General features: G+C 53.1%; 19 protein-coding genes. 11 read left to right on the forward strand and 8 right to left on the reverse strand.

The annotated features are described in order from the left end of the window. Positions 1 to 98: 98 nt before the first annotated feature. The 4 genes from metK to N7E73_RS14805 form a co-directional block, all read right to left on the reverse strand. Positions 99 to 1,268: a methionine adenosyltransferase gene (gene metK / locus N7E73_RS14790; protein WP_432735672.1), complete on the reverse strand. Its 1,170-nt coding sequence runs from the start codon at positions 1,266 to 1,268 to the stop codon at positions 99 to 101. 117 nt (positions 1,269 to 1,385) lie between these two features. Continuing rightward, positions 1,386 to 2,234 carry a pantoate--beta-alanine ligase gene (gene panC, locus N7E73_RS14795; protein WP_432735673.1) on the reverse strand — a complete coding sequence of 283 codons (849 nt, stop codon included), beginning with the start codon at positions 2,232 to 2,234 and terminating at the stop codon, positions 1,386 to 1,388. Positions 2,235 to 2,377: 143 nt separating this feature from the next. Further along, on the reverse strand, positions 2,378 to 3,277 hold the full coding sequence (locus N7E73_RS14800; RefSeq protein WP_432735674.1) for a DMT family transporter: 900 nt from the start codon (positions 3,275 to 3,277) through the stop codon (positions 2,378 to 2,380). A gap of 17 nt (positions 3,278 to 3,294) precedes the next feature. After that, a complete protein-coding gene (locus N7E73_RS14805; protein WP_432735675.1) occupies positions 3,295 to 4,158 on the reverse strand; it encodes an AraC family ligand binding domain-containing protein in 864 nt (287 codons plus the stop codon). Positions 4,159 to 4,398: 240 nt separating this feature from the next. Here N7E73_RS14805 and N7E73_RS14810 point away from each other — a divergent pair, with 240 nt between their 5' ends. Then, positions 4,399 to 4,983 (forward strand): hypothetical protein, encoded by a 585-nt coding sequence (locus N7E73_RS14810; RefSeq protein WP_432735676.1) that lies wholly within the window; start codon positions 4,399 to 4,401, stop codon positions 4,981 to 4,983. A 44-nt stretch (positions 4,984 to 5,027) separates the two neighbouring features. On the opposite strand, the gene N7E73_RS14815 is transcribed toward N7E73_RS14810, so the two are convergent. Next, positions 5,028 to 7,076 (reverse strand): cache domain-containing protein, encoded by a 2,049-nt coding sequence (locus tag N7E73_RS14815; RefSeq protein ID WP_432735677.1) that lies wholly within the window; start codon positions 7,074 to 7,076, stop codon positions 5,028 to 5,030. Positions 7,077 to 7,490: 414 nt separating this feature from the next. Here N7E73_RS14815 and N7E73_RS14820 point away from each other — a divergent pair, with 414 nt between their 5' ends. The 8 genes from N7E73_RS14820 to N7E73_RS14855 all read left to right on the forward strand — a co-directional run bounded on the left by N7E73_RS14820 (position 7,491) and on the right by N7E73_RS14855 (position 19,429). Beyond that, positions 7,491 to 9,905, forward strand: a complete 2,415-nt coding sequence (locus tag N7E73_RS14820; protein WP_432735678.1) for a diguanylate cyclase domain-containing protein — start codon at positions 7,491 to 7,493, stop codon at positions 9,903 to 9,905. Positions 9,906 to 10,140: 235 nt separating this feature from the next. Beyond that, entirely contained in the window at positions 10,141 to 10,743 is a 603-nt protein-coding gene (locus N7E73_RS14825) for a lytic transglycosylase domain-containing protein (protein ID WP_432735679.1), read from the forward strand. Between the two features lie 31 nt (positions 10,744 to 10,774). Beyond that, positions 10,775 to 11,275 (forward strand): chemotaxis protein CheW, encoded by a 501-nt coding sequence (locus tag N7E73_RS14830; RefSeq protein ID WP_432735680.1) that lies wholly within the window; start codon positions 10,775 to 10,777, stop codon positions 11,273 to 11,275. Further along, positions 11,268 to 12,842, forward strand: a complete 1,575-nt coding sequence (locus N7E73_RS14835) for a CheR family methyltransferase (RefSeq protein WP_432735681.1) — start codon at positions 11,268 to 11,270, stop codon at positions 12,840 to 12,842. Before N7E73_RS14830 ends, N7E73_RS14835 begins: the two co-directional genes overlap by 8 nt. A gap of 15 nt (positions 12,843 to 12,857) precedes the next feature. Next, positions 12,858 to 13,418 carry a chemotaxis protein CheW gene (locus N7E73_RS14840; protein ID WP_432735682.1) on the forward strand — a complete coding sequence of 187 codons (561 nt, stop codon included), beginning with the start codon at positions 12,858 to 12,860 and terminating at the stop codon, positions 13,416 to 13,418. 11 nt (positions 13,419 to 13,429) lie between these two features. Beyond that, positions 13,430 to 15,841 carry a hybrid sensor histidine kinase/response regulator gene (locus N7E73_RS14845; RefSeq protein ID WP_432735683.1) on the forward strand — a complete coding sequence of 804 codons (2,412 nt, stop codon included), beginning with the start codon at positions 13,430 to 13,432 and terminating at the stop codon, positions 15,839 to 15,841. A gap of 52 nt (positions 15,842 to 15,893) precedes the next feature. Then, complete coding sequence (cheB, locus tag N7E73_RS14850) at positions 15,894 to 16,949, forward strand: chemotaxis-specific protein-glutamate methyltransferase CheB (protein ID WP_432735685.1); 1,056 nt, start codon at positions 15,894 to 15,896, stop codon at positions 16,947 to 16,949. A gap of 2 nt (positions 16,950 to 16,951) precedes the next feature. After that, complete coding sequence (locus tag N7E73_RS14855; RefSeq protein WP_432735686.1) at positions 16,952 to 19,429, forward strand: response regulator; 2,478 nt, start codon at positions 16,952 to 16,954, stop codon at positions 19,427 to 19,429. Between the two features lie 291 nt (positions 19,430 to 19,720). On the opposite strand, the gene pgm is transcribed toward N7E73_RS14855, so the two are convergent. Continuing rightward, positions 19,721 to 21,370, reverse strand: coding sequence for a phosphoglucomutase (alpha-D-glucose-1,6-bisphosphate-dependent) (gene pgm / locus N7E73_RS14860; protein ID WP_432735688.1), 1,650 nt, complete (start codon positions 21,368 to 21,370; stop codon positions 19,721 to 19,723). Positions 21,371 to 21,848: 478 nt separating this feature from the next. On the opposite strand from pgm, the gene N7E73_RS14865 reads away from it, so the two are divergent. Next, on the forward strand, positions 21,849 to 22,142 hold the full coding sequence (locus N7E73_RS14865; protein WP_432735689.1) for a hypothetical protein: 294 nt from the start codon (positions 21,849 to 21,851) through the stop codon (positions 22,140 to 22,142). Beyond that, entirely contained in the window at positions 22,135 to 23,997 is a 1,863-nt protein-coding gene (locus N7E73_RS14870; protein WP_432735691.1) for a PAS domain-containing sensor histidine kinase, read from the forward strand. Before N7E73_RS14865 ends, N7E73_RS14870 begins: the two co-directional genes overlap by 8 nt. 165 nt (positions 23,998 to 24,162) lie before the next feature. Here the strand turns inward: N7E73_RS14870 and N7E73_RS14875 are convergent, their stop codons facing one another. Next, positions 24,163 to 24,615: a hypothetical protein gene (locus N7E73_RS14875; protein ID WP_432735692.1), complete on the reverse strand. Its 453-nt coding sequence runs from the start codon at positions 24,613 to 24,615 to the stop codon at positions 24,163 to 24,165. A gap of 14 nt (positions 24,616 to 24,629) precedes the next feature. Further along, a complete protein-coding gene (locus N7E73_RS14880; protein ID WP_432735694.1) occupies positions 24,630 to 25,091 on the reverse strand; it encodes a DUF3795 domain-containing protein in 462 nt (153 codons plus the stop codon). Position 25,092 lies beyond the last annotated feature (1 nt).

The raw sequence follows: 25,092 nt of genomic DNA on the forward strand, positions 1-25,092 counted from the left end.
TTTGAGAGTCGTGTGCAGGGGCTGGTGCGGAATGGAAAAAGTCCCCGGAAGCTTTAAGGCTTCCGGGGACTTTAATAGTCTGTGTGATTCAGTGCCGCTTAGATTTTGCAGGCGGTTCTGAGATCTTCTATAGCGTCGGTTCTTTCCCAGGTGAAGTCGGGGTTGTTGCGGCCGAAGTGACCGTAACAAGCTGACGACTTGTAGATGGGGCGACGGAGGTCCAGACGCTTGGAGATGTAGTAGGGACGCAGGTCGAAAACTTCCTTGACTGCCTTGGTCAGTACTTCGTCGTCCACCTGTCCTGTTCCGTGGGAGGTAGCCAGAACGGATACGGGCTCAGCAACACCGATTGCGTATGCAACCTGAACTTCTGCACGCTCGGCAAGCCCGGCGGCTACGATGTTCTTGGCGATGTAACGGGCCATGTATGCACCGGAACGGTCAACTTTGGAGGGGTCCTTTCCGGAGAAAGCGCCGCCGCCGTGGTTGCCCATGCCGCCGTAGGTGTCGTTGATGATCTTACGGCCGGTAAGACCGCAGTCACCCATGGGGCCGCCGATAACGAAACGACCGGTGGTGTTGATGTAGATCTTGGTTGCTTCGTCAACCATGTCTGCAGGCAGGGTTGCGAGGATTACTTCGCGCTTGATGTCTTCGTAGATCTGAGCCTGTTCAATGCCGTCATCGTGCTGTGCAGCAATAACAACGTCGGCGATGCGTACGGGCTTGCCGTTGAAGTATTCAAAGGAAACTTCGGTCTTTCCATCGGGGCGCAGGTAGGCAAGAGTTTTGTTCTTACGTACTTCTGCAAGTTTCTTGGAAAGTTTGTGGGACCAGTAGATGGGAGCGGGCATAAGGGTGTCGGTTTCAGTACATGCGAAACCGAACATCATGCCCTGGTCACCGGCGCCCTGGCTTTCGGGTGCATCACGGTCAACGCCCTGTGCGATGTCAACGGACTGCTTGTCGATGGAAGAGATAACTGCGCAGGTATCTGCGTCAAAGCCCATGTCGGAGTGTACGTATCCGATTTCACGGATGGTGTCGCGCACAATGGCGGGGAAATCAGCGTATCCGGCGGTGGTGATTTCACCGGCGATGAAAGCCATACCTGTGGTTACCAGTGTTTCACAAGCGACGCGGGAGTTGGGGTCCTGCGCAAGCAGGCAGTCAAGAATTGCGTCGGAAATCTGGTCGGCGACTTTGTCGGGATGACCTTCGGTTACGGATTCAGAGGTAAAAAAGTACTTGCCTTTGCTGCTGATCATTAAATGTTCCTCCTGAGGTGATTGAAAAGGGGGACGGAGCCATTCTCCATCAACACCCTGAAATATATAGCTTGTTTCAGCTATATAAATAAATTGACATATAAGAATGAGGCTACATTACACCTTTATGAGAAGATTGTCTATCAATCTTGCCTTTCCGACATGCACTGCAACGGCACAAAGTGCAGGGCCCTCAATTATGTCCAGATTTTCTATGCTCCCCGGGTGCACTATTTCGATGTAATCGACCCTGCTTCCGGGAATCTCGCGGCTGTAGAAGGCTGCCAGCTCTTCTTTCAGCTCTGCTGCGTTGTTTTTGCCTTTATCGACAGCATCGCGCATCTGCCTTAGGCCCTGCTGGATCATGGGGGCCTTTTTCTTCTCATCCTCGGTAAGGTAGACGTTGCGTGAACTCAGGGCCAACCCGGACTCTTCTCGGACAATGGGGTGTCCCTGCACGTCCACGGGGATGTTCAGGTCACGGACCATTCTCTTGATGATCGCCAACTGCTGCCAGTCCTTTTCACCGAACACGGCCACGTGCGGCTGGGCGGTCATGAAAAGCTTGGTTACCACGGTAGCCACGCCCCGGAAATGCACAGGACGTGATTTGCCGCACAGGTTGGCGGCGAGGTCGGGAACTTCCACCCATGTTGAGTGGTCTTCATAATACATGTCATCGCGGGTGGGGGTGAAAAGGATGTCCACCCCGTGTTCCTCGGCGAGTTTTGCGTCCCGCTCAAGGTTATGCGGGTAGGCGTCGAGGTCTTCGTTGGGTCCGAATTGGGTGGGGTTAACGAACAGGCTGACGATGACCACGTCGGCCTGCCTGCGGGCTGCGTCCATGAGGCTCAGGTGTCCTTCGTGGAAAAAGCCCATGGTCGGTACCAGAGCGACTTTTTTCCCTTCTGCCCTGAGCATGAGCGAAAGGGTCTGAAGTTCCTGCGGGTTGTTTATAATTTCCATGTCGTATTACCGTAATGGCGTTTTGGTTTCGGTTTGCAGTTGATAGGAAGATGGAAAAATCCGTACTCCCATTATCCTGCCCTGTCCATAACACAGCAGCTATTTCAATGCTACGCCATACCCGGACTTGGTTAGCAGGTATTTCAGCTTTTCACCGACCTTCGCACCAGGAATATCCCGCTCACAACCATGGCGCATCCTGCCAACTGGCCGGGTTCAGGTGTTTCGCCTAGAATGACGATTCCCATGCACAGGGCAACGACAGGTGGAAGGTAGGATACGGATGAGGTTGCAACCGCTCCTATGGATTGGATAAGCCCGTAGTATATCACGTAGGCGAACCCGGAACCCAGCACACCCAGCCCGACAGCAACACTTGCGGCAACTGTCCATGAATCCGTTATTCCAGTAATGCCGGTCCAGTCGGTCAGCGGGGCATAGAATACGGCTGCCAGCAGCATCTGGAGCGCGGCAAGGCTGATGGCGGCAACTCCGGTATCAACCAGATTTTTGCGGGCATAGACGAAGGCACTTGCGTAACCTATACCGCCCAGAAGCATATATCCCGCTCCGTTCAAGGTGCCTGAACCAAGGTTGTTCCATGGGTGAACAATGAATATGATTCCGCCGAAGCTGAGCAGGATGCCGAGCAGCTTCGGTCCAGAGATTCTTTCTTCCGGCAGGGTCAGTGCTGCGAGCATAGCGGTCAGCAGCGGAACTGTGCCGCTCAGGACTCCGGCGATGCCGGAGTTGAGTCTGCTTGTTCCTTCCATGAAACAGTGGAATGTCAGGATGTTGGCGAAGAGCGCTATCATAGCTACGTGCATAAGTAGTTTCTTTCTGCTCTGAATTGCCCTGAATACTTCCGGTAGGAAAGGTGAAAGGACCAGTGCTCCGAAGACAAGGCGCAGCCAGACAATCTGGGTTGAGCCTAGGGAGGCTGAACCGATTTTCATGAAAATGAAGTTGGCGCCCCAGAGCAGTCCAAGAATGGCGAGCCACAAAAATGGGGCTCTGTTGAATGACTTTTCAAGTGAAAACATAGAATCCTCCTGTAATTTCAAGAAGATTCTATGCCATGCTGCGAGCGTTTATCTTGCAGATTCTTGCTCAGTTTTCGAAACTGTCCGGGTGTAACTCCCACCACAGCCTTGAACCGGTTTGTAAAATGGCTCTGATCGACGAATCCGGTCTCCGCTGCAATGTCTACAAGGGGCATGTCGGTGCAGAGAAGCTGCTTTGCCGCGCCTATACGGCGGCAGAGCTGATAAACATGAGGAGGGATGCCTGTCTGGGAACTGAAGGAGCGTACAAAATGGAACTGGCTCATACAGGCGACTTCTGCAAGCTCGTCCAGCGTGACGGGGGTATCATAGAAGGCGTCAAGGTATTCGCGAGCCCGGGAAATGCCCGGAGTGTTCTTTTTACCGGTTTTGAGTTTCGGTTTTTCCGAGCCGTAGCGGAGTATGAATCTGGCCAGGGTACTGTTCAGCAGGGTCTGCTTTGCCAGCGGGGTGGCATAAGCGGATTCGAGCGCTTCATGCAGGTTGAGGAAAAGTCGGCTTATGTAGTTGTCTTTGTACACGTTGCGGGTGAAATACGGGGTCCTCGCGGAACGTTCTCCGAGTTCTTCCGTCACACGGGCAAGCACTGACGGATGGGGATAAATGACTTTGTAGCTCCAGCCAGCTCCGGTTGCCGCATGCCCTGTATGCACCTCTTCCGGGTTGATTACGCAGGTTGTGTTTTCGGGAAAAATTTCATGGCTGCCCCGAAGACGCACACGCTGTGCGCCAGACTGAATCACTCCGATGACGAACTCCTCATGGGCGTGAGGGGCGAATCTATGGGAGTAATAGGTGGCGGTGAGACATTCCAGACCTTCAAGGTCCGGGTCTAGCCAGTATCTGGCTGAATCCTTCATTCTATGTCCGGCATGCTTTCGCGGTTTGTCTCAGGTGGTGCTGGATCGTTTTTACTTGTCCACCTGTTAAGAATAGTCACAAGTGGTGAAGAGTCCACCCTGTTTTTTAGATGGAAAATTTCACGGATTGTAACAGGCGAAATAATGTCTTCTTGTCTTAAACGGTTATAATATGTTAATCGGATGTTGAGGCATGATATTTGTCATAGGGTTGATATTCTATATTGTCTGGAGTTGTCTGTGGAATGTTCACTTAAAAAGATCAGTTGTCTGGTTGCTGCGTTTGTATCGGCCATGATTGTGGTCTGGTTTTTTGTCCCCAAGCCGGAACTTGTTGTTTCCATTATCGTGAGGATGTTAGCGTTTGGGGTGGCTGTGTTTGTTTCCGTCAAATACAGGGAGTGGAAGGTGCTGTTTCTGGCGGCCATGTTTCTGCTCATGGCCCTCAGGCAGGTGCTGACCCTGCTTATCTGGACCGGAGTGATGGACCGTAATGTCATGACCAGTGCCTTGAGTGAGCTGCCCGGTTTCATTGTTACAATTCTTTCACTGGTGTCCATCATATACATCGGCCTGCTGCTCTCCGGGAAAGTGAAACTGATTGAAATGCAGGAAAACAATATCAGAACCCTGAACAGCCTGCTCCCCATCTGTTCCAATTGCCGCAGGATTAAAAACGATGAAGGATACTGGCAGGAACTTGAGGCATACATCGAAGCGAACACGGACTCCCAGTTCAGTCATGGACTCTGTCGGGAGTGTTCTGATGAGCTGTACGGCGGGCAGCCGTGGTACGAGAAGAGTAAGAAGCGGCGCGGCTGGTAACTAGGTTCCTTCCTGCCTATAGCTCACGTAGCTGTGAGCCCGTTCTAAATCCTCACCCGTAAGATGCACAGGACATCATTCACATAATGCTTGTCCCTCTTGTATTCCCGGTACCCTTCAGAATGGGCGCAGCCTACTGCAAAAAGGTTGCCGTCTTCCTCAACAAGCTTGACGGTTGACTCGCCTTCCTTGAGGTTTCTGAAGTCGCTGTCCAGTTGGATGCTTTCGCCGACTCTGCGGTCCGGGCTGGTGGTCGAGATGATCTTTCCGCCCGGTTCCACGAACATTCCTTCCGCGCCTTCCATGATCTGCCCGTTGCTGTCTCGGGGAAGCACATCGTTCAGCATGTCCTTGAACTGGGGCTCGGAGTCGAAGACAATTCCAATTCCGCCGAGTACGTCAGACGGGTTTTCGAGGGCGGTTATGGATGCATTGTATATGTAGGTATGGCGCGACTGTCCTGCGTTTGCGTACAGCTCGGTGGCGAGGAAGTCGGAAACACAGTAGTGCTGCGAGTTCTTGATCTTCAGCGCCTGGGATACATAACCGGCATTGAGGGCACTACCTTCCTTTGCATAGTCTTCAGGATTGGAGCAGGCGAGTATTCTTCCCTTGCGATCATATACGAACAGGTTGGTGTAAACCGTGTAAAGGTTGTTGATGTAGCCGAGAATCCTGCGCATGTGGTCGCGGTCCACATGGTCGATTTCATGCTGCTCTAGTATTTTCCTGAAGTCGGGAGTCAGGGCCCACCAGCGGCAGTCGTTGGCGCGTTCGTAAAGGTTGCGGTCCATTATGTCGATTGCCAGTCCGGCAAGGAACTGGGTTTCATGCAGTCTTGACGCTGTAACCAGTTTCAGCAGTCCGTCGGTGGAGTGCTGAAACACGCTCTGGACCTGGTCGCCGATCTTTTTGATCTCATTGAGAATGTGGGGCAGGGCTCTGCCTTCCATCTGCTCGACGATGTTATGCTCGATGCACTTCTTGGCAGCCATGATCTCGCCGTTCTGCACTACGAGTTCAAGGTCGGAGAGCACGTTTTCCGAAGCATCCTCAACGTGGGTCAATCTTGCGGAGAAGTGGGCTTTTCCGCGGATTGAATCTGCATCAAGGTCTTCCCCGCTGTTGCCGGAGAAGGCTATATCCAGTCTTTTCAATGCATATCCGTACCACGGAAGCCCGAAAAAGCCCTGATACCCCTTGGTCTCAACGGTCTTGGCGATGTAGCTTGTTCCATTGATGCCGACAATCTGGAAATCCACCTTCCGGTTCATTGGGTATCTTCTGCCTGCGGGGGCAGTCCTTTCATCGCTGGAAGCAATGGCAGTGCCGTTCTCGTCCAGCACCATGAGGATGGTCTCTGTGGATAGTTTTGCGAGATTGCTGAATATGCCGGCCATCTCTCCGGCGAAATCGAAATGCAGGCAGAGCACACCCAGAGTCTGGCCTGTCTTCTGGGATTTGATTGCCTGCGAGTAGATGAGCACCTTGCCTGCTCCCGGAGCAAGATCGCTTTCCCTGAATGTTTCCACATAGTCGGCGGTCTTGAGGGTCTTATCGATCAGCGGGTCAGAGGAGCGTGATATCCGGTTGTTCCGGTCAAGGTGCGCACAGACCCGGCCACGGGTATCAAGTACGAGTATTTCGTTGTACACCGTGTACTTGGCCTGATACTCCCGCAGCCTTTCCTCGATCTCCGCAACATCATGGGCGGAACGTTCAGGTGCGGCGAGGAAACGGATCAGTTCCTCGTCGGTTGCCAGAAATCCTACATCCGCAGTCCTTTCGAACAGGTTTCTCTTGAGTATATCGATGACAACCTGAGCAGCCCCGGAAATTTCCTGAACCACCTTACCGGTGTTTTCAGTGATCAGGATTTCAATGAGGTTCTGTTTGAGGTCTGAAAAGTTGTCCTGAGTCTTTATGATGAAGTCGATAAGGGTCTGGGCGATGCGGTTGCAGTTGATCTTGCCGGTCATGGTCGCCATGGTCCACTGCCTGTCCAGGCGGGAAAGGCGGTTAACGCAACCGGAAGTGTCCGGCATTGACTGCAAAAGCAGGTTTGAGTGTTTTTCGATCAGTAGGGGATCCATCTCTTTCTCTCTTTAACTGTCTATTCTCTTTGAGCTGAGTTATTAATTTTCAAAAATGTAGCATGCTCATAGTATGAAAGTTCGCTTGTGTATAGCATTTTTCAATTGTGTAATTTTTTGCCGTACACAAATGAAGTTTTGCGTTTGGTGTTGCAAAATGTAGACCGCAAGGGGCTAAAAAGCGCTGTCCTTATGTTGAGGCAAGAAATGACGCGGGTATGCAGTTGTTATTAACGAGTCTTTATTCTGGTTCAGGTTGCGCTGTTTCAGTCTTACTAATTGAAATATGTACATAATTTACAAAAATGGAATATTGGCATCGACGGTGTGGAATTTGTGCCGGGAGGGACTATTTCTCCAATATCCGTCCCTACCTGCTTGTATTGAATCCTTATGCGGGTTATGTCCCAATCCATGCATAAGGATAACCTATTTAAAGAAGGCATCAGCCTGACCCCTCAGGATCTGATCCGCTACGAACACACGCTCAAGGACCTGATTCGGGAATTTCTTCCCTTTGAATCATACAGCCTTTTCTTCCCGCGTCCTCCAAAGGGGCAGTTCAGGGCGGAGCTTACTTTTGAATTCAATCCGGCAAACGGGCAGCTGAACCTTCCTTTGCAGTTGCGCGGCAGACCCATGTGCTATTTCATCGCCCGCGGGGTGCAGATTGAAGACCACGAAGCCGTTGCTCCCTATCTGGAGGGACTGGCTTCCTCCGTGCTTGAGAAGATGCTGCTTTACAAGGGCTCCATTACCGATTCCCTGACCGGGATGGCTACCCGTGACTACTTCATGTCCAAGCTGGTCAAAGAGCTGGACCTGATCCAGAACTGCATGATGCCGACCACCGGCGGCTGCAAGGACCCGGGTATTCCCACCTTCAGCGGATCTGTTGGCGTGGTGCTGCTTGATATGGACAATTTTCAGCGCATCAATGATCGCTACGGATACCAACTGGGCGATAACATCATCGCCGATGTTGCGGCCCGTATCAGCAAGGCTGTTTTCGAGTCTGTTGTCTGTGCAAGAGTTTTCGATGACAAGTTCGCTTTCCTCATCCCTGACGGACGGCCCAAGGCCTGTGCCCGGCTTGCCGAGGAGCTGCGTGCGCTTGTCGAGTCCGTCCCGGTGGAGGATCCTGTTACCGGTGATCTGATCCGGATAAGTGCAAGTGCAGGTTATGCCAACTATCCGCAGTCCCTTTCAGGACCGCATTTCAAGCGCTCAGCCGGGGAGCAGGCCCGTGTTCTCATGCGCAAGGCCGCAAAGGCCGTCGCCACTGCCAAGGATTACGGGCGCAACTGCGTTTTTGCCTATTCCGACATTCTCAAGAAGGGCGGCAAGGTTCTGGAAGTGCTGCCGCTGCAGCGTCTGGCACTGAGTATCGGCCAGAGCGTCGATGCCCGTGAGGGCGGACGTTTTCTGGTCTGGTCCCCGGATTATCAGTCCGGCACGCACGCCCGGATTACCGAGGATGAGCGTATTTCCGGCTCCTACCCGACCATGTACAAGGCCGAGGTGGTCATCATCGAGGTACAGGAGGATATCGCCTTTGCTGAAATCCTGCATCTGAGCGACCCGGCATGGCCGGTCACCGAGGGCGACCGGCTGACCATGCTCAACGAGAAGGACAGCTTTTTCGATGCCCAGTCGGGGCCCGAGGCTTCTACCGGGCCGCAGCGCGACATTGTTACCGGGCTTTACAATTACAAGGAATTCATCGGTCGCTACAGCCGCATGCGCCAGAATATGGACCGCTTTTCCGTGGCCGTGCTGAGGCTGGCCTCCAACCCGGCCGAGAACAGGGGCAATTTCCAGAAGCTTACCGATGCGCAGGTGCAGAAGGTTTCCTCGCGCGCTGAAACATTTTTCGACGAGTCCTGCATGGGCGGCCGCTACAGCCTGAACAGCCTGATCTATTTCTTCCCGCACGAGGAGTCCGATGCGGTTATGGAAAAGATCCTCCGCCTTGTGCGCGAGTGTTCCGCTGATTTTGAAATAGAGCTGGCAGCCGGGGTGGCATCCTTCCCGTTCCTCAACTACCGGCGCAGTGAAATTCTGGACAACTGCCGCAAGGGACTCGACCATTCACTCATGCTCGAAAAGCCCATGGTGGCCCAGTTCGATTCAGTCTCGCTCAACATTTCCGCCGACCGTCTTTACGTGGACGGCGACATCTACGGGGCCATCGAGGAATTCCGGTTGGCACTGCTGGCCGATTCGGACAACATTCTTGCCCGCAACTCGCTTGGTATCTGTTACGCCCAGGTAGGCAAGCCGGAGCAGGCCCGCAAGCAGTTTGAGGAAGTTCTCGCCATCATGCCGAGGAACATCATGGCCCTTTACAACCTCGGCTGGACCTGCCAGATGCTCGGCAACCGCGACAAGGCCCGCGAAGCTTACGAGAAATGTCTGGAACTTGAGCCGGAGAACGTATTTTCCCTTGTGCGCCTCGGTGTGCTGGCCGAGCAGGATCTCGGACTGGACGAGGCCGAAAAGTACTACCTGCGCGCAGCGGAACTGAAAGGCGGTGATTCCCTGACCATGCGTCATCTGGCGCGCATCTCCCATGCCCGCAAGGATGTGAATAAGGCCCGCGAATATCTGCATCAGGCCCTTAACGCCAACCACAACGATGCCGCAGCCATGAACATGCTGGCCCGTATTTACCTTGAAAGCGGTGAAGACCCGCAGATCGCGGAAGTGCTGGCCCGTCAGAGCGCGGCTCTGAAGCCCGGAAAAGACCAGTTCTGGGAAACACTGGCCATGGCTCTTGAAGTACAGGAAAAGCACGAGGAAGCCGCACAGGTCCGGGCCAGATTTTAGTTTACTGGTTGGAGGGTAGGCGTCCGGCGGCTTTGCGAGGCTGATTTTGATGCGCTACGTGCTTTTGATGATTTGATTTCGCCTCCTTAGTTTAATGTCGTTGATATTAAGTTGGATTTGGACGTGGTTGGCCTTGTTTTTTTGACTGGCTAAAACCTGACAAAGAACTTCGGCTTATTAAGCAGGCAGGCCGGGGAAGTTGAAGGATGTGTTCAACCGGGGCAAAGGTTCAGCTGTGGCCAGATTTATTGTTTCATTATACCTGATAATCTGCGGAACATTGCTGTTCGGTATGATCATTCCTTTCGAGGGGGAGCGCGAATTTTCGCCGAGCATGCGCCAGCAGGTTCAGCAGCGGGTCAGGGTTTCCGGTGAAGAGCGCAAGCCAGTTACTCCGCTGTTCAAGCAGGTTGCAGAAGAATTTTCTTTGCAGCCTGAAATACTTTACGCCATAGCTGACCATGAATCCGGCTACAACCCGTGGGCCTTGAACATTGAAGGTCACAGCATTTATCCGAAGACGCGGGAAGAGGCCCTGAGCATAATTGAAAAGAACCGCAGGAAAAGTTTCGACGTGGGCCTCATGCAGGTCAATTCCTACTGGATCGGCAAGTTTGATCTCAGTGTGAAGGAAGCTCTTGAGCCTGAAGAGAATCTGCGCCTCGGTGCATGGATTCTGCGCTACTGTCTTGATAAATACGGAAACAACTGGAAGGCCATAGGGGCCTATCACACCGGTTCACCGCGAAACCTGCCGGAAAGGTCGAGGGCCTATGCCGTGAAGGTGATGAAAAAATATCAGCAACTTCTGGACAAAGCGGACGGCAATAAGAAATGATCATTTCCAGTTATCAATATAGGCGCGGTACATGAGTAGTATGAACAAACACGACTACGTAGTTTTTGATATAGACGGCACAAGCATGGCGATCCCCTCTGTTCTGGTGGATAAGGTGGAGCGCGCGGTGCTGCTTACTCCTGTGCCGGAGGCTCCGTCGCCGGTTCTTGGTGTGGTCAGCGACGGTGGTGATATTGTGCCGGTTCTGGGGCTGCGTGCCCGGCTTGGGCTGCAGGAACGTAACGTACGGCTTTCAGACAGGCTTTTATTCAGCCGTTGCGGTGGCCGTCGTGTGGCCGTGCTTGCCGACAGCGTTGGCGCAGTGGTGGAGATAATTCCGGAAAAGGCCCGGGGGATGCAGGACATATGGCCCGGAGTGCTGTTCCTGAAATCCATTGCCGGCTTGGGCGGGGATGTGGTCCTGATGCAGGACATGGACGCCGTGCTCAGCTCGGAGCAGGAGTTCCGTCTGGATGAGGCACTGCGTCTGATGCAGGAGCAGGACGCGGAGGGCATTTCCGTAAATGATTGATTCCCTTTCCGATGAGAAGATCCAGCAGCTTGCCGATATGGTACGGGATAAATACGGGCTGGATTTTGCTCAGGACCGCTGGCGCGACCTGCGCCGGGTAGTTGAAAATTTCAGTTCCGAGTGCGGCAGGTTCAGCTGTGCCGGGGAATGTCTAGATTACATTGTTTCTCCTCATGCCGCCCTCCGCGACCTTGAACTTTTCATCAACAGCCTGACCATCGGCGAGACCTATTTTTTTCGTGACCCGCAGGCCCTTGATGTGCTGGAGCGCGAAGTGCTGCGCAAAAAGAGCGGACTGGGCAGCGGCATGGGCGGAGCAGTGCGCATCTGGTCCATGGCCTGCGCCACAGGCGAAGAGCCTTACACCATGGCCATGATCTGCCGCCGCTCCAACGTTCGCAGCGAGATATTCGGCACGGACATTGACAGCAGGGCTCTGGTTAGAGCGCGGGAAGGTCACTACCGCAAATGGTCATTCCGGTCGGATTCGACCGCATTCCGGGATATGTATTTCAGCCGAACGGGCGGTAATGATTTTCTGCTGGATAAATCCGTAAGGGATATGGTCAGCCTGTCGAGGTTCAACCTTGTGGGCGATGAGGTCCCTTCTTCGCTTACGCAGATGGATATTATCCTCTGCCGTAATGTACTTATGTATTTTTCAGCCTCAGGAGTCGACAGGGTTCTGGATAAGATCTGGTCCAGCCTCAGCCCAGACGGAGTTCTGCTGGTCACTCCCAGCGAGTCCGGGCTGATCCTGACCCGCGGCAGGTTTGAACCGGTCAGCTACGGTCCGGTCATGCTTTTCAGGAAAAACGAAAAGTATGTACCCGGAGTTTTTCCCTCCCCGGATATATCCGATGCCATTGAAAGCGGGCATGAGCATGACGGTGCTGGATTTTTCGAAAATCAGGGAAGTTTGTCAGGTCTGGATACTGATGATAGCGTGTACCCACCCTCGGAAATTCGGGGGGGCGTGGAAGTCCGTTTGGTACAGGAAAGTCCGCAGGAGTACGGTGCTGAAGATGCAGAAGACGTTTCAGCTCAGCCGGAGGATGGGGGCGGTGATCTGCTTTCGACTGCTGTGGCACTGCGTGAGCAGGGTGATGCCGCAGGAGCCATGAACCTTCTCAGAAAGGGACTTGAAGGGGATCTTGACCGTGCAGGCAGGGCGGCAGTGCTCTTCGCCATGGCCGGTATAAAGGCCGATACCGGGCTGCTTGATGAGGCGGCCGGATGCTGCGAGCGCTCCATTGAACTGGACAGGGTTGCTCCGGAACCGCATTTCCTGCTGGGCCAGATAAGAATGCTGCAGGGGCGTTTCGACGAAGCTGTTTCCGAGCTGCGCAACGCGGTTTTTCTTAATCCGGCATTTATAATGGCCCATGTAATGCTTGGAAGCATATACATGGAAAATTATGATATTCCCGCTGCAGCCAGACATTACCGCACCGCCATGCAGGAGTTGCAGTCGTTGGACCGGGCGGAAACCGTCCCGCATTCTGACGGGACATCGGTGGATGGGCTGATGGGCATGATCATGGTCGTGCAGCGTAATCTTTTTTAGAGGCCGGAAGTTAACATGGAAGAGATCGGAGCCGTTGAATTCGTTCGCAGGGAAAGTGACCGGGAGCTTCTGCGCAGGCGGGCGGAGCAGCTTGCCCGCAAGGTCGCCGATGCCGGGGAGCACCATGGCAGTCATGCCACAGACTACGTGAAGTTTACCATGGGCAGGGATTCGTACGGCATTGAAACTGTCCACATCAAAGAGGTGCTGGAACCGGAGGACATTGTACCGGTTCCCTGTACACCGGATTATCTGGTCGGAGTAGTCAGTGTACGCGGGCATATCTGGGCTGTTATCGACCTCTGCCGTTTCTGGGGCAAAGGAGCGGCGGTGAGCGGTTCCAGAGCGAAAATAGTGCTTCTTGCTGGCGGAGAAAACGAATTCGCACTCGTGGTTGATGAGGTCAGCGATGTTGTTCCGGTGTATGACTACGAACAGAAAGCCATGGCGGAAGGACATGATGCTGTTGCCCGTTATGCATCAGCCGTGACCGAAGACCGCATGATTCTGCTGCGGGGCCGGTCCCTGCTGGAAGAGAGTGCGTTCGTTATCAACGAGTTTGTCGGAAATATCTAAGGTGGACGGCCATGAATGATGCAGAGTTGAAGAAAAGGCTTCTTGCGGCTTTCCGGGGTGAAAGTACGGAACGTCTGCGGGTGTTGTCCTCCGATTTCCTCAAGCTTGATCAGGGCGCACCGGAAGATGAGGCCCACCGCCTGATCGAGTCGTCCTACCGGGAACTTCACAGTCTCAAGGGTGCGGCCCGTGCTGTGGGCCTTGGTGCTGTAGAACGATTCTGTCAGGTTTTTGAATCATTTTTTTCGGAACTCAAGAATAAGAACCTGCTGCCTCCCAAGAATGTCTGTGCGGCCATGCTTGGCTGGCTGGATGTGCTGGAAGAACTCATGTCCCGGGAGGATGAGTCCGATTCATCTCTTTCCAATCCTTCTTTTGCCGTAGCCCTTTCGCAGATGCAGGAGCTGACCTCCTACGGGGTTGCCGTTGCAAGTGCTGATTTCTTTGCTTCGCCGGAGCTGGTCGGAAAGACTGGAGGTCCTTATGCCGGAGGTGCGGCGGTTGCCACAGGCTCGGAAGGCGGTGATCCGTGCTGTTCCACCGAAGAGGTCCCGGAGGACGTTGCTGACGAAACTGCAGCCGCTGCGGCTCAGTCCGGTCTGGTGGCCCACGGGCTTGAGGACGCATGTCGGGCTGCCGGTGAGGCTGTGCAGAAGAATGGCAGGAGTGAAGGCCTGCCGGGAAACCGGGCAGCCCTGAATGATTCGGTACGGATCAGCTCGTCCTTTCTGACCGGGTTGCTGCTGCGCACGGAAGAACTTATTTCGTCCCGCAATTCTCAAAGGGCGAGAGCCCGCGAGGTTCTGGACCTTGAGAAGATTTTTTCCGGCTACCATACGTTTTTTCAGGAGCTGCATGAACAGCAACAGCATTCCGCCGATGAGGAAGAGCTCGCAGTTTATGCGGACATGGGCAGTCGCCTTGATTCCTTTTCGCGCAGGCTTTCCCAGCTTTCGTCAGATGTACAGAAGGATCAGTGGGAACTTTCGTCAAAAGTGGGTTCCCTGCTGGGCGACTTCAAAAATTCCATGCTCCTGCCGTTTTCTTCCATGACGGAGATGTTTCCGCGGGTGGTGCGCACCCTTGCAGCAGAACACGGAAAGCAGTGTGAGCTGAACGTTTCCGGGGAAAGCGTCCGCATTGACCGGCGTATTCTTGAAATGCTTCATGACCCGCTTATGCACATGGTCAGGAACTCAGTTGATCATGGTATCGAGCCTCCTGCTGAACGTGCGGCGGCCGGCAAGGCGACGATGGGACATATTTCTTTTTCCATCACCCAGACGGACAGGGATGTGGTCAAGATTGTCTACGCCGATGACGGGCGTGGAGTGGACTGCGATAAACTCCGCGCACGGTCGGTGGTGCAGGGGCTTTTTTCCGAAGAGGAGGCCGGGCGCATGGACCGGCGTTCCATTCTGGATCTGGTGTTTGTGTCCGGCATATCAACCAGTGACATAATCACCGATATATCGGGACGCGGGCTGGGAATGGCCATTGTCCGGGACAAGATTGAATCCCTTGGCGGCAGTGTTGTTGTGGCAAGTCCGGATGGGCGTGGTTTCAGGCTGGTGATGAATATCCCGGTGGCCCTGACATCGTTTCGGGGAATAGTTGTGGAGTCCGGCGGAAGTGTATTTGTTGTTCCCAAGGCCGGGGTGCGCAAGGTTCTGCTGGCTAGGCAGGATGATATTGCCACTGCCGGGGGACGCGAGACCATTGTTTATTCGGGACGTCCGATTCCGCTGGTGAGTCTTACGGATATTCTGGAACTCAGTTCGGCTGATACGGAGAAGAAGTCATTCCCGGTGCTGATCATGGGCAAGGGGCGCAAGACTGTCGGTATCAGTATGGAAGACCTGCTTGGGGAACAGGATGTAATGGCCAAGAGCATGGGGCCTATGCTGAAACGGGTGCGCAATGTTTCGGGAATATCCATGCTGGGCAGCGGAAGGCTTGCTCCTATTCTGCATGGACCGGATATGGTCCGCACGGCCCTTGGCATCAGTTCAGGGCACAGGCGTCAGGCTTTCACCCACCTGATCGGGGTGCGTGAAAGGAAAACCGTACTGGTGGCCGAGGATTCAATTACTTCCCGCATGTTGCTCAAAAATGTGCTGGAGGCCGCAGGGTACAATGTCCATACTGCCGTTGACGGCCGTGATGCCCTGAATATGATCCGGCAGGAACTGCCGGATATTCTTGTTTCTGATGTGGAAATGCCGCACATGGACGGATTTACGCTAACCGCCTCTGTAAGGAAGATGGCTCAGGGAGGACGGCTGCCGATAGTACTGGTGACCTCGCTTGGGTCTCAGGAAGACCGGGAGCGCGGAGTGGAGGCAGGGGCGGATGCATATATTATCAAGTCAAGTTTTGACCAGGGAACCCTGCTTGACGTGATCGGCAGGTTGATCGGTTAAATGCGGATGGACCGGATTCTCATATTTTTGTCAGTGTATCTACGGGGTAAATGTGATTAGGGTCTTGATTGTTGATGATTCCGCTGTGGTGCGGGAGCTTTTTACTGAAATGTTCGGACGTGAGCCGGACTTTGAAGTTGTCGGCTGTGCCGAGGACGGGGCTACGGCCTTGGACATGGTCCGCAAGTTTGCGCCCGATGTTGTTACCATGGATGTTAACCTGCCTGATTGTGACGGTTTTTCGGTTACCAGAACGATAATGGAGCAGTGTCCGGTACCCATTGTAATCGTGAGCTCCTTCTACAGTTCATCGGACGCCGAGTTGGGGTTCAGGCTTCTGGATACCGGCGCGCTGGCATTCCATGACAAGCCGGTGTTCGGTGGGGCTGATTTTAAGGAGCGCATGGCCGAAATCATCATGACCGTGCGGCTGATGTCCGAGGTCCGGGTGGTCAGGCGTAGAAGCCGGTTCCGGAGAACTGATTCGTGGAAGGAGGAACCGCAGGTCAAGCGGGTGGAATACAAAGGTGACAAGGGGCAGGTCGTATGCATAGGGGCATCGACTGGCGGCCCTCAGGCGATCAAGCGGGTGCTGCAGGATCTTCCGGTTGGAATAGGGGTGCCTGTTCTGGTGGTGCAGCACATGTCCGGGGGATTTATCGAAGGCATGGTAAACTGGCTCAAGGACAATACCGGGCATGACATCCGTATCGCCCGATCCGGGGAAAGATTTGAGCCGGGGACTATTTATTTTGCGCCGGAAGGATTTCATATGGAGATTTCCTCCCAGATGACTGCTGTTCTGACCGATGCCCCCCCTGTTAACGGAATAAGACCCACTGTTTCAGCCCTGTTCGCTTCTGTGGCCCGCAATCTCGGCCGTGGATGCATCGGTGTGCTTCTTACAGGTATGGGGCGCGACGGGGCAGACGAGCTGCTTGAAATCCGCAGAAGCGGCGGTTACACCATTGTTCAGGACGAGGAAACGTCCATTGTTTTCGGTATGCCCGGTGAGGCTATGAAAATCGGGGCTGCCGTATCCGTGCTGCCCCTGGATCGTATCGGGGCGGAAATTGTCAGTGTTGTTTGCGGCGGGGCTGGAGGTTAAGAGTGCTGAACAGACATATTCTTGTGGTGGAGGACAGCCTTACGCAGGCTGTTAAACTGGAATTTTTCCTGCACAGCAAAGGCTTTATTGTTTCATTGGCTGCAACTGCGGAGCAGGCCCTTGAAATAATGGACAAGAAGAAAATCGATCTTGTCATAAGCGACATCATCATGCCCGGTATGGACGGGTATGAGCTTTGCGAAAAGATAAGGGGGAATTCCCGTTACGAAACCGTTCCTGTCATTCTGCTGACAAGTCTGTCCGATCCCGGTGACATCATAAAAGGCCTCAAGAGCGGGGCGACAAATTTTGTGACCAAGCCTTACGATGAGGCGCTGCTGCTGGGGCGCATCATGTCTGTTCTGAAGCCGGGCGCCCTGCACGGCGGACAGCCGGTTACACAGGAAGTCGATTTTGAATTTCATGGTGAAAAGCATGTGCTCAAGGCCGACTTCAGTCAGGTCTTTCACCTGCTGCTGGCCACCTACGAGAATACGCTGCTTCAGTCCCGCCAACTTGATTCCGCCCACCGCAAACTTGTTTCACGCGAAGAACAGCTCAGTTCGGTTCTTGCCTCCATGGCCGCCAAGATTGCTGTTTTGGACCCGAAGCTCAAGCTCATCGCTGCCAATGAATCGTGGCGGGAACTGTTCATGCCCGGTTGCAGTGAAGCGGAAATCGAAGGCGTGGATTTCGGGGAGGCCGTTTCCGCGTCCGGTTGTCTTTCCGGATCACCTGATGCCATGCTTGAGGGAGTGCGTTCGGTTATCAGCGGGGAGATGGATAAGTTTTCGTACGAGTATTCTCTTGATCGCAGGGGCAGATCATCCGGGGCATGGTATCTGCTTGAGGTTACTCCCATGCGCGGGAAATCCGGGGGTGCGGTTGCTTCCTTTATCGAGATAACAGACCGTAAGAACATGGAGCGCGAACTCATCGAAGCCCGTGACGCCGCTGAGCAGGCCAACCGCTTCAAGTCCCGATTTCTTGCTTCCATGAGTCATGAAATCCGTACTCCGCTCAACGCGGTCATCGGCATGACCGACCTGACCCTGCGCTCAGAACTCACCCAGGAGCAGGTGGACAACCTTGAAATAGTGCGCCTCTCGGCAGCCCAGCTGATGACCCTGATCAACGATATTCTTGATCTTTCCAAGGTTGAAGCGCGCATGCTGAAGCTGGAGAAAAAGGATTTCAGCCTAAGCGAAGCCCTGTATGCCGTTGTGAAAAGTATGGAGCAGCAGGCTCGTGACAAGCGTCTGGTACTCAGCCTGGATATTGATGACGATGTTCCTGAAGTTGTCTGTGGTGATGAGGGGCGGCTCAAGCAGATTCTGTACAACCTTGTGGGCAATTCGCTCAAGTTTACCGATCAGGGTGGAATTTTCGTTCAGGTCTCTGTGCTGGATGGAAACGGTCACTCGGGGCAGGTCATGCTGCAGGTGGCGGTGCGTGATACCGGTATTGGCATTCCCGAAGAAAAACAGGCCCTTATTTTTGAAAGTTTCCGGCAGGCTGACGATACTACAACCCGCAAATTCGGGGGAACCGGACTCGGGCTGGCAATTTCCCGTGAGCTGGTGGAAATGATGGATGGCGGAATCAGTGTGCGCAGTTCCGAAGGATACGGCAGTGTCTTCACGTTCACAGTTATCCTGCAGCCCGGAGATCCGGCACGGGTCATTTCAGACCACCGCGAAAAGAACAGGAATGGCTCAGCCGATGCTCAGGGCTGTTTCAGAATCCTTCTGGTTGAGGACAATCCGATCAACGTGAAGGTTGCCACCAGTCTGCTCAGGAAAATGGGGCACACGGTGGAGGTTGCCGGAAACGGGGTGGAGGCCATAAGTCTTCTGCCGAATATTTCCGTGGACCTGATACTGATGGATATTGAAATGCCCGAAATGGACGGCTTTGATGCTTCGCGCAATATCCGTATGGGCATTGCCGGTGAATCCAACCGGAATATCCCCATTATCGCCATGTCGGCCCATGCCATGGCCGGGATCAAGGAAAAGTGTACGAAGTCCGGAATGAACGACTATATTGCCAAGCCGGTGCAGTATCAGGCATTGCAGAACATCATTCAGGACACACTGAAAAACTTCAGCCCTGCGCCGGTGGTAAAGCCTGTCGAGCCGGTAGTGAGAGTGTCAGTGCTGGACCGCGAGAAGGCGGATGACATGTACCACGGAGATTCAGCCCTTTATTCCGAGCTGTGCACCATGTTTCTTACTGACGTGGAAACGGAAATCCAAAGCTTTGACCTTGCATGGCGATCTGAAGACCGGGATACTGCAAGAAGGATAGCCCATACCCTCAAGAGCAGTTGCGCGGCGATCTGCGCCCCCCACGCAAGGGAAGTTGCCATGAAGCTTGAAAAAGCCGTGCTTGCCGATGACCCGGAAGCAGTACGCGGATGCCTTGACCGGTTCAGGACGGAATCGGAAATGATACGCGCTGAACTTGCAGTACAGTAACTTTGGTGAAAGTTTTCTTCCTGTTCATTCAGTCTGCCGAGCGATTTAAGTGTGCCTGAAAATACAGTCAATTTTATCTTCAATACCACATTTGAAAATTTGAACGGTTTGTTCCCGCTTCCAAGTATAACCTGACCCGGCAGGATTAAAAAGACCGGCGGATGGAAAAAATATCCAATCTCCAATTTAAGACAAAAAAACTGAAACCCACGAACTTGAAAGAACGTGGGTTTCTGTTTTTTGATTGCGAGTCGGTATCTGTTCGGGAGCAGTCCCGTTGTCAATGGCCGATTACTTAAGGGCAACCTCAAAGGCCGCGTTGACTATCTTGGCCGCTTCTTCCTGGATGGCTACAAGGTGAGCCAGTCCTTTGAAGGATTCGGCGTAGATCTTGTAAATTGATTCAGTTCCGGAGGGACGCGCAGCAAACCAGCCGTTTTCAGTGACCACCTTCAGGCCGCCGATTGCTTCTCCGTTGCCGGGGGCGGCGGTGAGTCGTTCTTCGATCTTTTCTCCGGCCAGAGTTCTTGCCTGGACCATGTCCGGGGTGAGGATGCTGAAGGCTTTCTTCTGTTCTTCAGTGGCCGGGGTATCGATGCGTTTGTAGACCGGGCTGCCGAAATCCCTTTCAAGGGCGGTGTAGTGCTCGCCGGGGTCCTTGCCGGTAATGGCGGTGATCTCGGCGGCCAGCAGGTTCATGATGATGCCGTCCTTGTCAGTTGTCCACACTGTTCCGTCCTTGCGCAGGAAGGAGGCACCGGCACTTTCCTCTCCGCCGAAGCCGCAGGTTCCGGCAAAGAGCGGGTCAACGAACCATTTGAACCCGACCGGTACTTCCATGAGCGGATGACCTATGGACCTGGCCACCCTGTCGATCATGGAGCTGGAGACAAGGGTCTTGCCCACAGCCAGATCCGGACGCCATTGCGGTCTGTTCTTGAACAGGTACTCAATGGCTACGGACAGGTAGTGGTTTGGGTTCATCAGCCCGCGGCTTTTGGTGACAATACCGTGGCGGTCAGTGTCCGGGTCGTTGGCGAATGAAATGTCGAATTTATCCTTGAGCTCTATGAGTCCGGCCATGGCGTAGGGGGAGGAGCAGTCCATGCGGATCTTGCCGTCCTTGTCCACGTGCATGAAGGCGTACATGGGATCGAGCTTCTTATTCACCACGCTCAGGTTCAGCTTGTACCTTTCAGCAATGGGCTCCCAGAAATCAATGGCTGCTCCGCCAAGGGGATCAACACCGATGGAAAGGCCTGCGGACGCGATTGCCTGCATGTCCACGATGTTCTCAAGGTCGTTGATGTACGGAGTGGCGAAATCGTAATCGCGGGTGGTGTCAGCCTTTAGGGCGCGGCTCATGGGGATGCGTTTAACATCCTTGAGTCCGTTTTTGAGTATTTCATTGGCCCTGTTCTGGATGGTGCTGGTTACCGATGTCCCGGCCGGACCTCCGCTGGGGGGATTGTATTTGAATCCGCCGTCACGGGGAGGGTTGTGCGATGGAGTGATGACTACGCCATCGGCGAACGCATCCCTGCGGACCCGGTTGTAGGTCAGGATTGCGTGGGAGATGGCCGGGGTCGGGGTGTAGCCTTTATCGTTGATCAGCACTGTTACACCGTTGGCGGCGAAGACTTCCAGTGCGGAAATGTGGGCCGGTTCGGAAAGGGCATGTGGGTCTTTGCCCATATACAGGGGACCGGTGTAGCCCATGGATTTTCTGTATTCGCAGATGGATTGGGCTATGGCAAGTATGTGGTCCTCGTTGAAAGATCCGTCGAGTGAAGACCCGCGGTGCCCGGAAGTCCCGAATGAAACGAGCTGTGAGTCAACGGACGGGTCCGGTTTGATCGAGTAATAGGCCGATACCAGTTTGGGTATGTTTTCAAGTATTTCTGCCGGTGCCGGCTTTCCTGCAAGTGCGCTGAGTGACATCTAGTCCTCCGGTTTTTTATGTACAAGTGGAGAATATCAAAGAAATGTAAAAAAACAATAGCAGCCGGATTCTTTTTCAGTGATTGTTTTCCGGCTTTATGCACTCGGATTCGATACAGGTAACAGGTAGAGGCTCCCTTTGTCCATAAAACCGGTACCCGCCGGGGGTGGAAATGTGGACAAAAATACTTACTTAATACGGTATGATAAGTGGGATAATTAAAGGGGTTGATTGCTTCGGGGATTAAGCTCAGAGAGATGTCGCCCTTGTCTTTCCGTTTATTTCAGTGGCGGACAGGGAGCCTGTGAGGGCGGGTTTCATGTTGCAGTTGCTTTTATTAAGTGCTTGCGGGTGAAGGCAAGTATTTACGTTCTTGATAGTTGTATTTAGCTGTCGGAATGATAAGATGTAAGCAACCAGTTAAATCATGTGATTATTTATTTGAAAATTTACCTGCGGTTACGTCGGGAGGATTATATGTTTGAGGCAGTATCTGTTAAAGAGGTTGAACTTCTTACTCTTGCCGGGGGCATAGGTGTTCTTGGTTTTGTTTTCTGGAACAGGACAGTGCTGCGGCTGGTTCCTGACTCCGGACTCCTTCTAGCCTCATATTGCTGTTTCCTCCTTGCCTGGACTTTTACTGTCGTTGAATCGCTTGTGTTTGGTGACATCCTGAACCTTTGTGAGCATGCCATGTATGCCCTTGGCAGCATACTGCTTTGCTGGTGGTGCTGCAGTACTGCAGCCATAAGAGGGGGCGGAAGTGAATAGCCTTGTCGTCGTACTTGATTTTATTGCGCTTGGCGGCATCCTTTGCGGACTTGTTGTCTGCTTCCTCGCCGTGCGCAGAAATGTTTCCCGGCAGACTGTAAATGCATTTATTGTGCTCCTGCTTTCCCTTTCGGTTTATGACTTGTTTTTGACTGTGGAGTGGCTTGGTATAAGCACTGAATTTGATTTTCTGGAAGATTATATAGGGGCGTTACAGCCATTATGCTGGCTTTTTGCCTTTTACGTTGCTGCCCAGTCGGTCATGACTCAGGATCTGGCGGAAAGTGAACGCAGATTTTCCTATGCAATGGACGCAACAAGCGATGGGATGTGGGACTGGAATGTCTCATCGGGTAAAGTTTTTTTCAGTCCGCACTGGTACAGTATGCTGGGATATTCGCGGGCGGAGCTGCCAGATACATATGCCGTATGGAAAACCCTGCTGCACCCGGATGACGCCGATAATTTCGAGCGGATTGTACGTGGTAATTTGGAGCGGGATTACCCCTTTTCGATTGAAGTCAGGCTCAATACCAAAAACGGCGATTGGCTGTGGGTGCTGGTCAGGGGAAAGGTTGTGGAACGGACCACAAAAGATGATGCGCGGCGTGTAGTAGGAACGCAGGTCGATATCAGCCGGCGCAAGGGGCGCGAACTCCAGATCCGGCGCTTGCAGCAGTACCTTTCAAGTATAATCAATTCGATGCCTTCCGTGCTTATCGGCGTGGATTCGGAATTTAAGGTCACATTATGGAATTCAAGGGCGGCTTCGGAGACAGGGGTATCGCAGGATGATGCCCTGCACAAGCCGTTGAACCTTGTTTTTCCGCGTCTGGACAAGGATTACAAACTTATAGGTCAGGCAGGTCAGAATGGGGTTGTCCTCAGGGACAGCCATCGGCTGGTGGTCAATAACGGCAAGGAATTTCGAGAGGATCTTACGGTATATCCCTTGCGTACCGCTGATCTTGAAGGAACTATAATTCAATTGGATGATGTGACTGAGAAGCTTCAGATGGAGGAAATGATAATTCAGTCGGAGAAAATGCTCTCCCTCGGAGGACTTGCTGCCGGTATGGCGCATGAAATCAACTCTCCGTTGAGTGGAATTGTGGCTTCGGCCGGCAATCTGAGGCGAAGGCTGCTTGAGGACTTGAAAAGTAACAATGAGATCGCCGAGGAATGCAGTCTCCTGCTGGAAAATATCCACTGCTATATGAACAGACGTGGCATTCCGGGCATGATTGATTCCATTTCCGAGGCCAGCCTCCGTACATCCAAGCTGATTCACAACATGCTGAGTTTCAGCCGCAAAAGCGCACGGACGATTGAGCCAACCTGTCTGATGGATTTGATGGACAGAACATATGAGCTGGTGCTCAGCAGTCATCACAAATCAAAGTTAGGGCTTGAAGGTGTGGAGGTTCAGCGCGCGTATACATTTGATATGCCGCTGGTTGAATGCGATGCCAGCATGATACAGCAGGTGCTGTTCAATGTACTCAGTAACGGTCTTGAAGCCATGGCTGACAAGAATTATGAAAGTGGAAATCCCTGCTTCAAGTTGAATCTCCACAAGGATGACGGGTACGGGGTGATCGAAATTGAAGACAACGGCCCGGGAATGCAGCCTGAAGTCATGCAGAATATATTCAACGCCTTCTTTACCACAAAGGATATCGGGAAAGGAACCGGTCTTGGATTGTCCATTTCATATTTTATCGTGACCGAACTGCACAACGGAACCATGGAGGTATTCTCTTCCCCGGGTGAGTTTTCGCGTTTTGTAATCAGGTTGCCTTTGCATAGCGAGACGAAGAGCGTCAGAACAGATGCATACTCGGCCTCGGCCTGAGAAATATTTGCCGATAAAGGTGATGCAGTAGAGCTGTTTTATACTGAAAACAGTTCAGGCTTTTGCGGATAAGTTGTTTCTCTGAATTGATTTTAGGCGTTTATCTTGGTGGGATTATGAATATAATCTGATTTTTTGGTTCGTTTAAAGCTCAAGTTAAGTCGTTTACATCGGAATATTAAAGATGAATTCATGGTTCAGGTGTGTTCCGTAAAGAAAGCAGAAACCGGTCACAAGCGCGATCAGTGAGAAGATTATTTCCCGTATTTCTGCTTTTTGCGGTCTGGTTACCATCTGGTAAAGCTGCACGGGCAGGGCCAGTCCCCGCAGTGAGAATATGGAGCCGATAATTACCAGTATGGGCCCTAGAAAGGGCATGCGGCTGATTTCACCTGCCCCGGAAAAGGCGTAGACTCCGAACATGGCGATGATGCTTGCTATGAATGCGGTTACCAGCGTCGGGATGATGGAATTCTTCTCCGCAAGTGTGCTCAGGTCTTCACCTGCACCGAAATAGCGGTAGGCCCGCGGGCCGACGACGATTATAGCCACGTGCAGCAGTGCGATGAGGAAGCAGACTGTTCCTCCGAAATTGAGCAGGGTCACGGAATCGTACATTTGCGCCAATTGTCCTAGGGGTAACGTGGTTTCCGGGCCTGGAGTTCAATGTATCCGTCCACCCCGAGTTTCTGCATTATCCGGTTGTTCTTCTCCCAGCGGGCGAGCAGTGGTTCTGGAAGACCGGTTCTGCCGCATCCGGGAAATTCTTCGCATTCGAAACAAAATTCAATATTCCGTTCTTTCACGCAGTCTGAAACATTGCACTGGGGCAGACAGGTGCGGTTTTCTGAACGGCATCCGTCACAGGACGGATTGGACAGAGAGTCCAAAAGCTCCCGGAACTGCGGGTAGCTGTTCATGGCCGGATTGAAAGAAGCCAGTCTCCCGGCATAGTTATGGAAATTTGCACCGAGTGTATCTGCGATAATCCGTGCATGTTCAGCAACATTACCTGCTGAACAGCCAACGCAACGAGAGCAGTCAAGTCCGCAGGGGGCAATGAGTTTTCGGGAGATTTCGTGGTCAGGAGACATT

It is taken from the genome of Maridesulfovibrio sp. FT414, assembly GCF_050916235.1.
In the GTDB taxonomy this organism is placed as follows: Bacteria; Desulfobacterota; Desulfovibrionia; order Desulfovibrionales; family Desulfovibrionaceae; genus Maridesulfovibrio.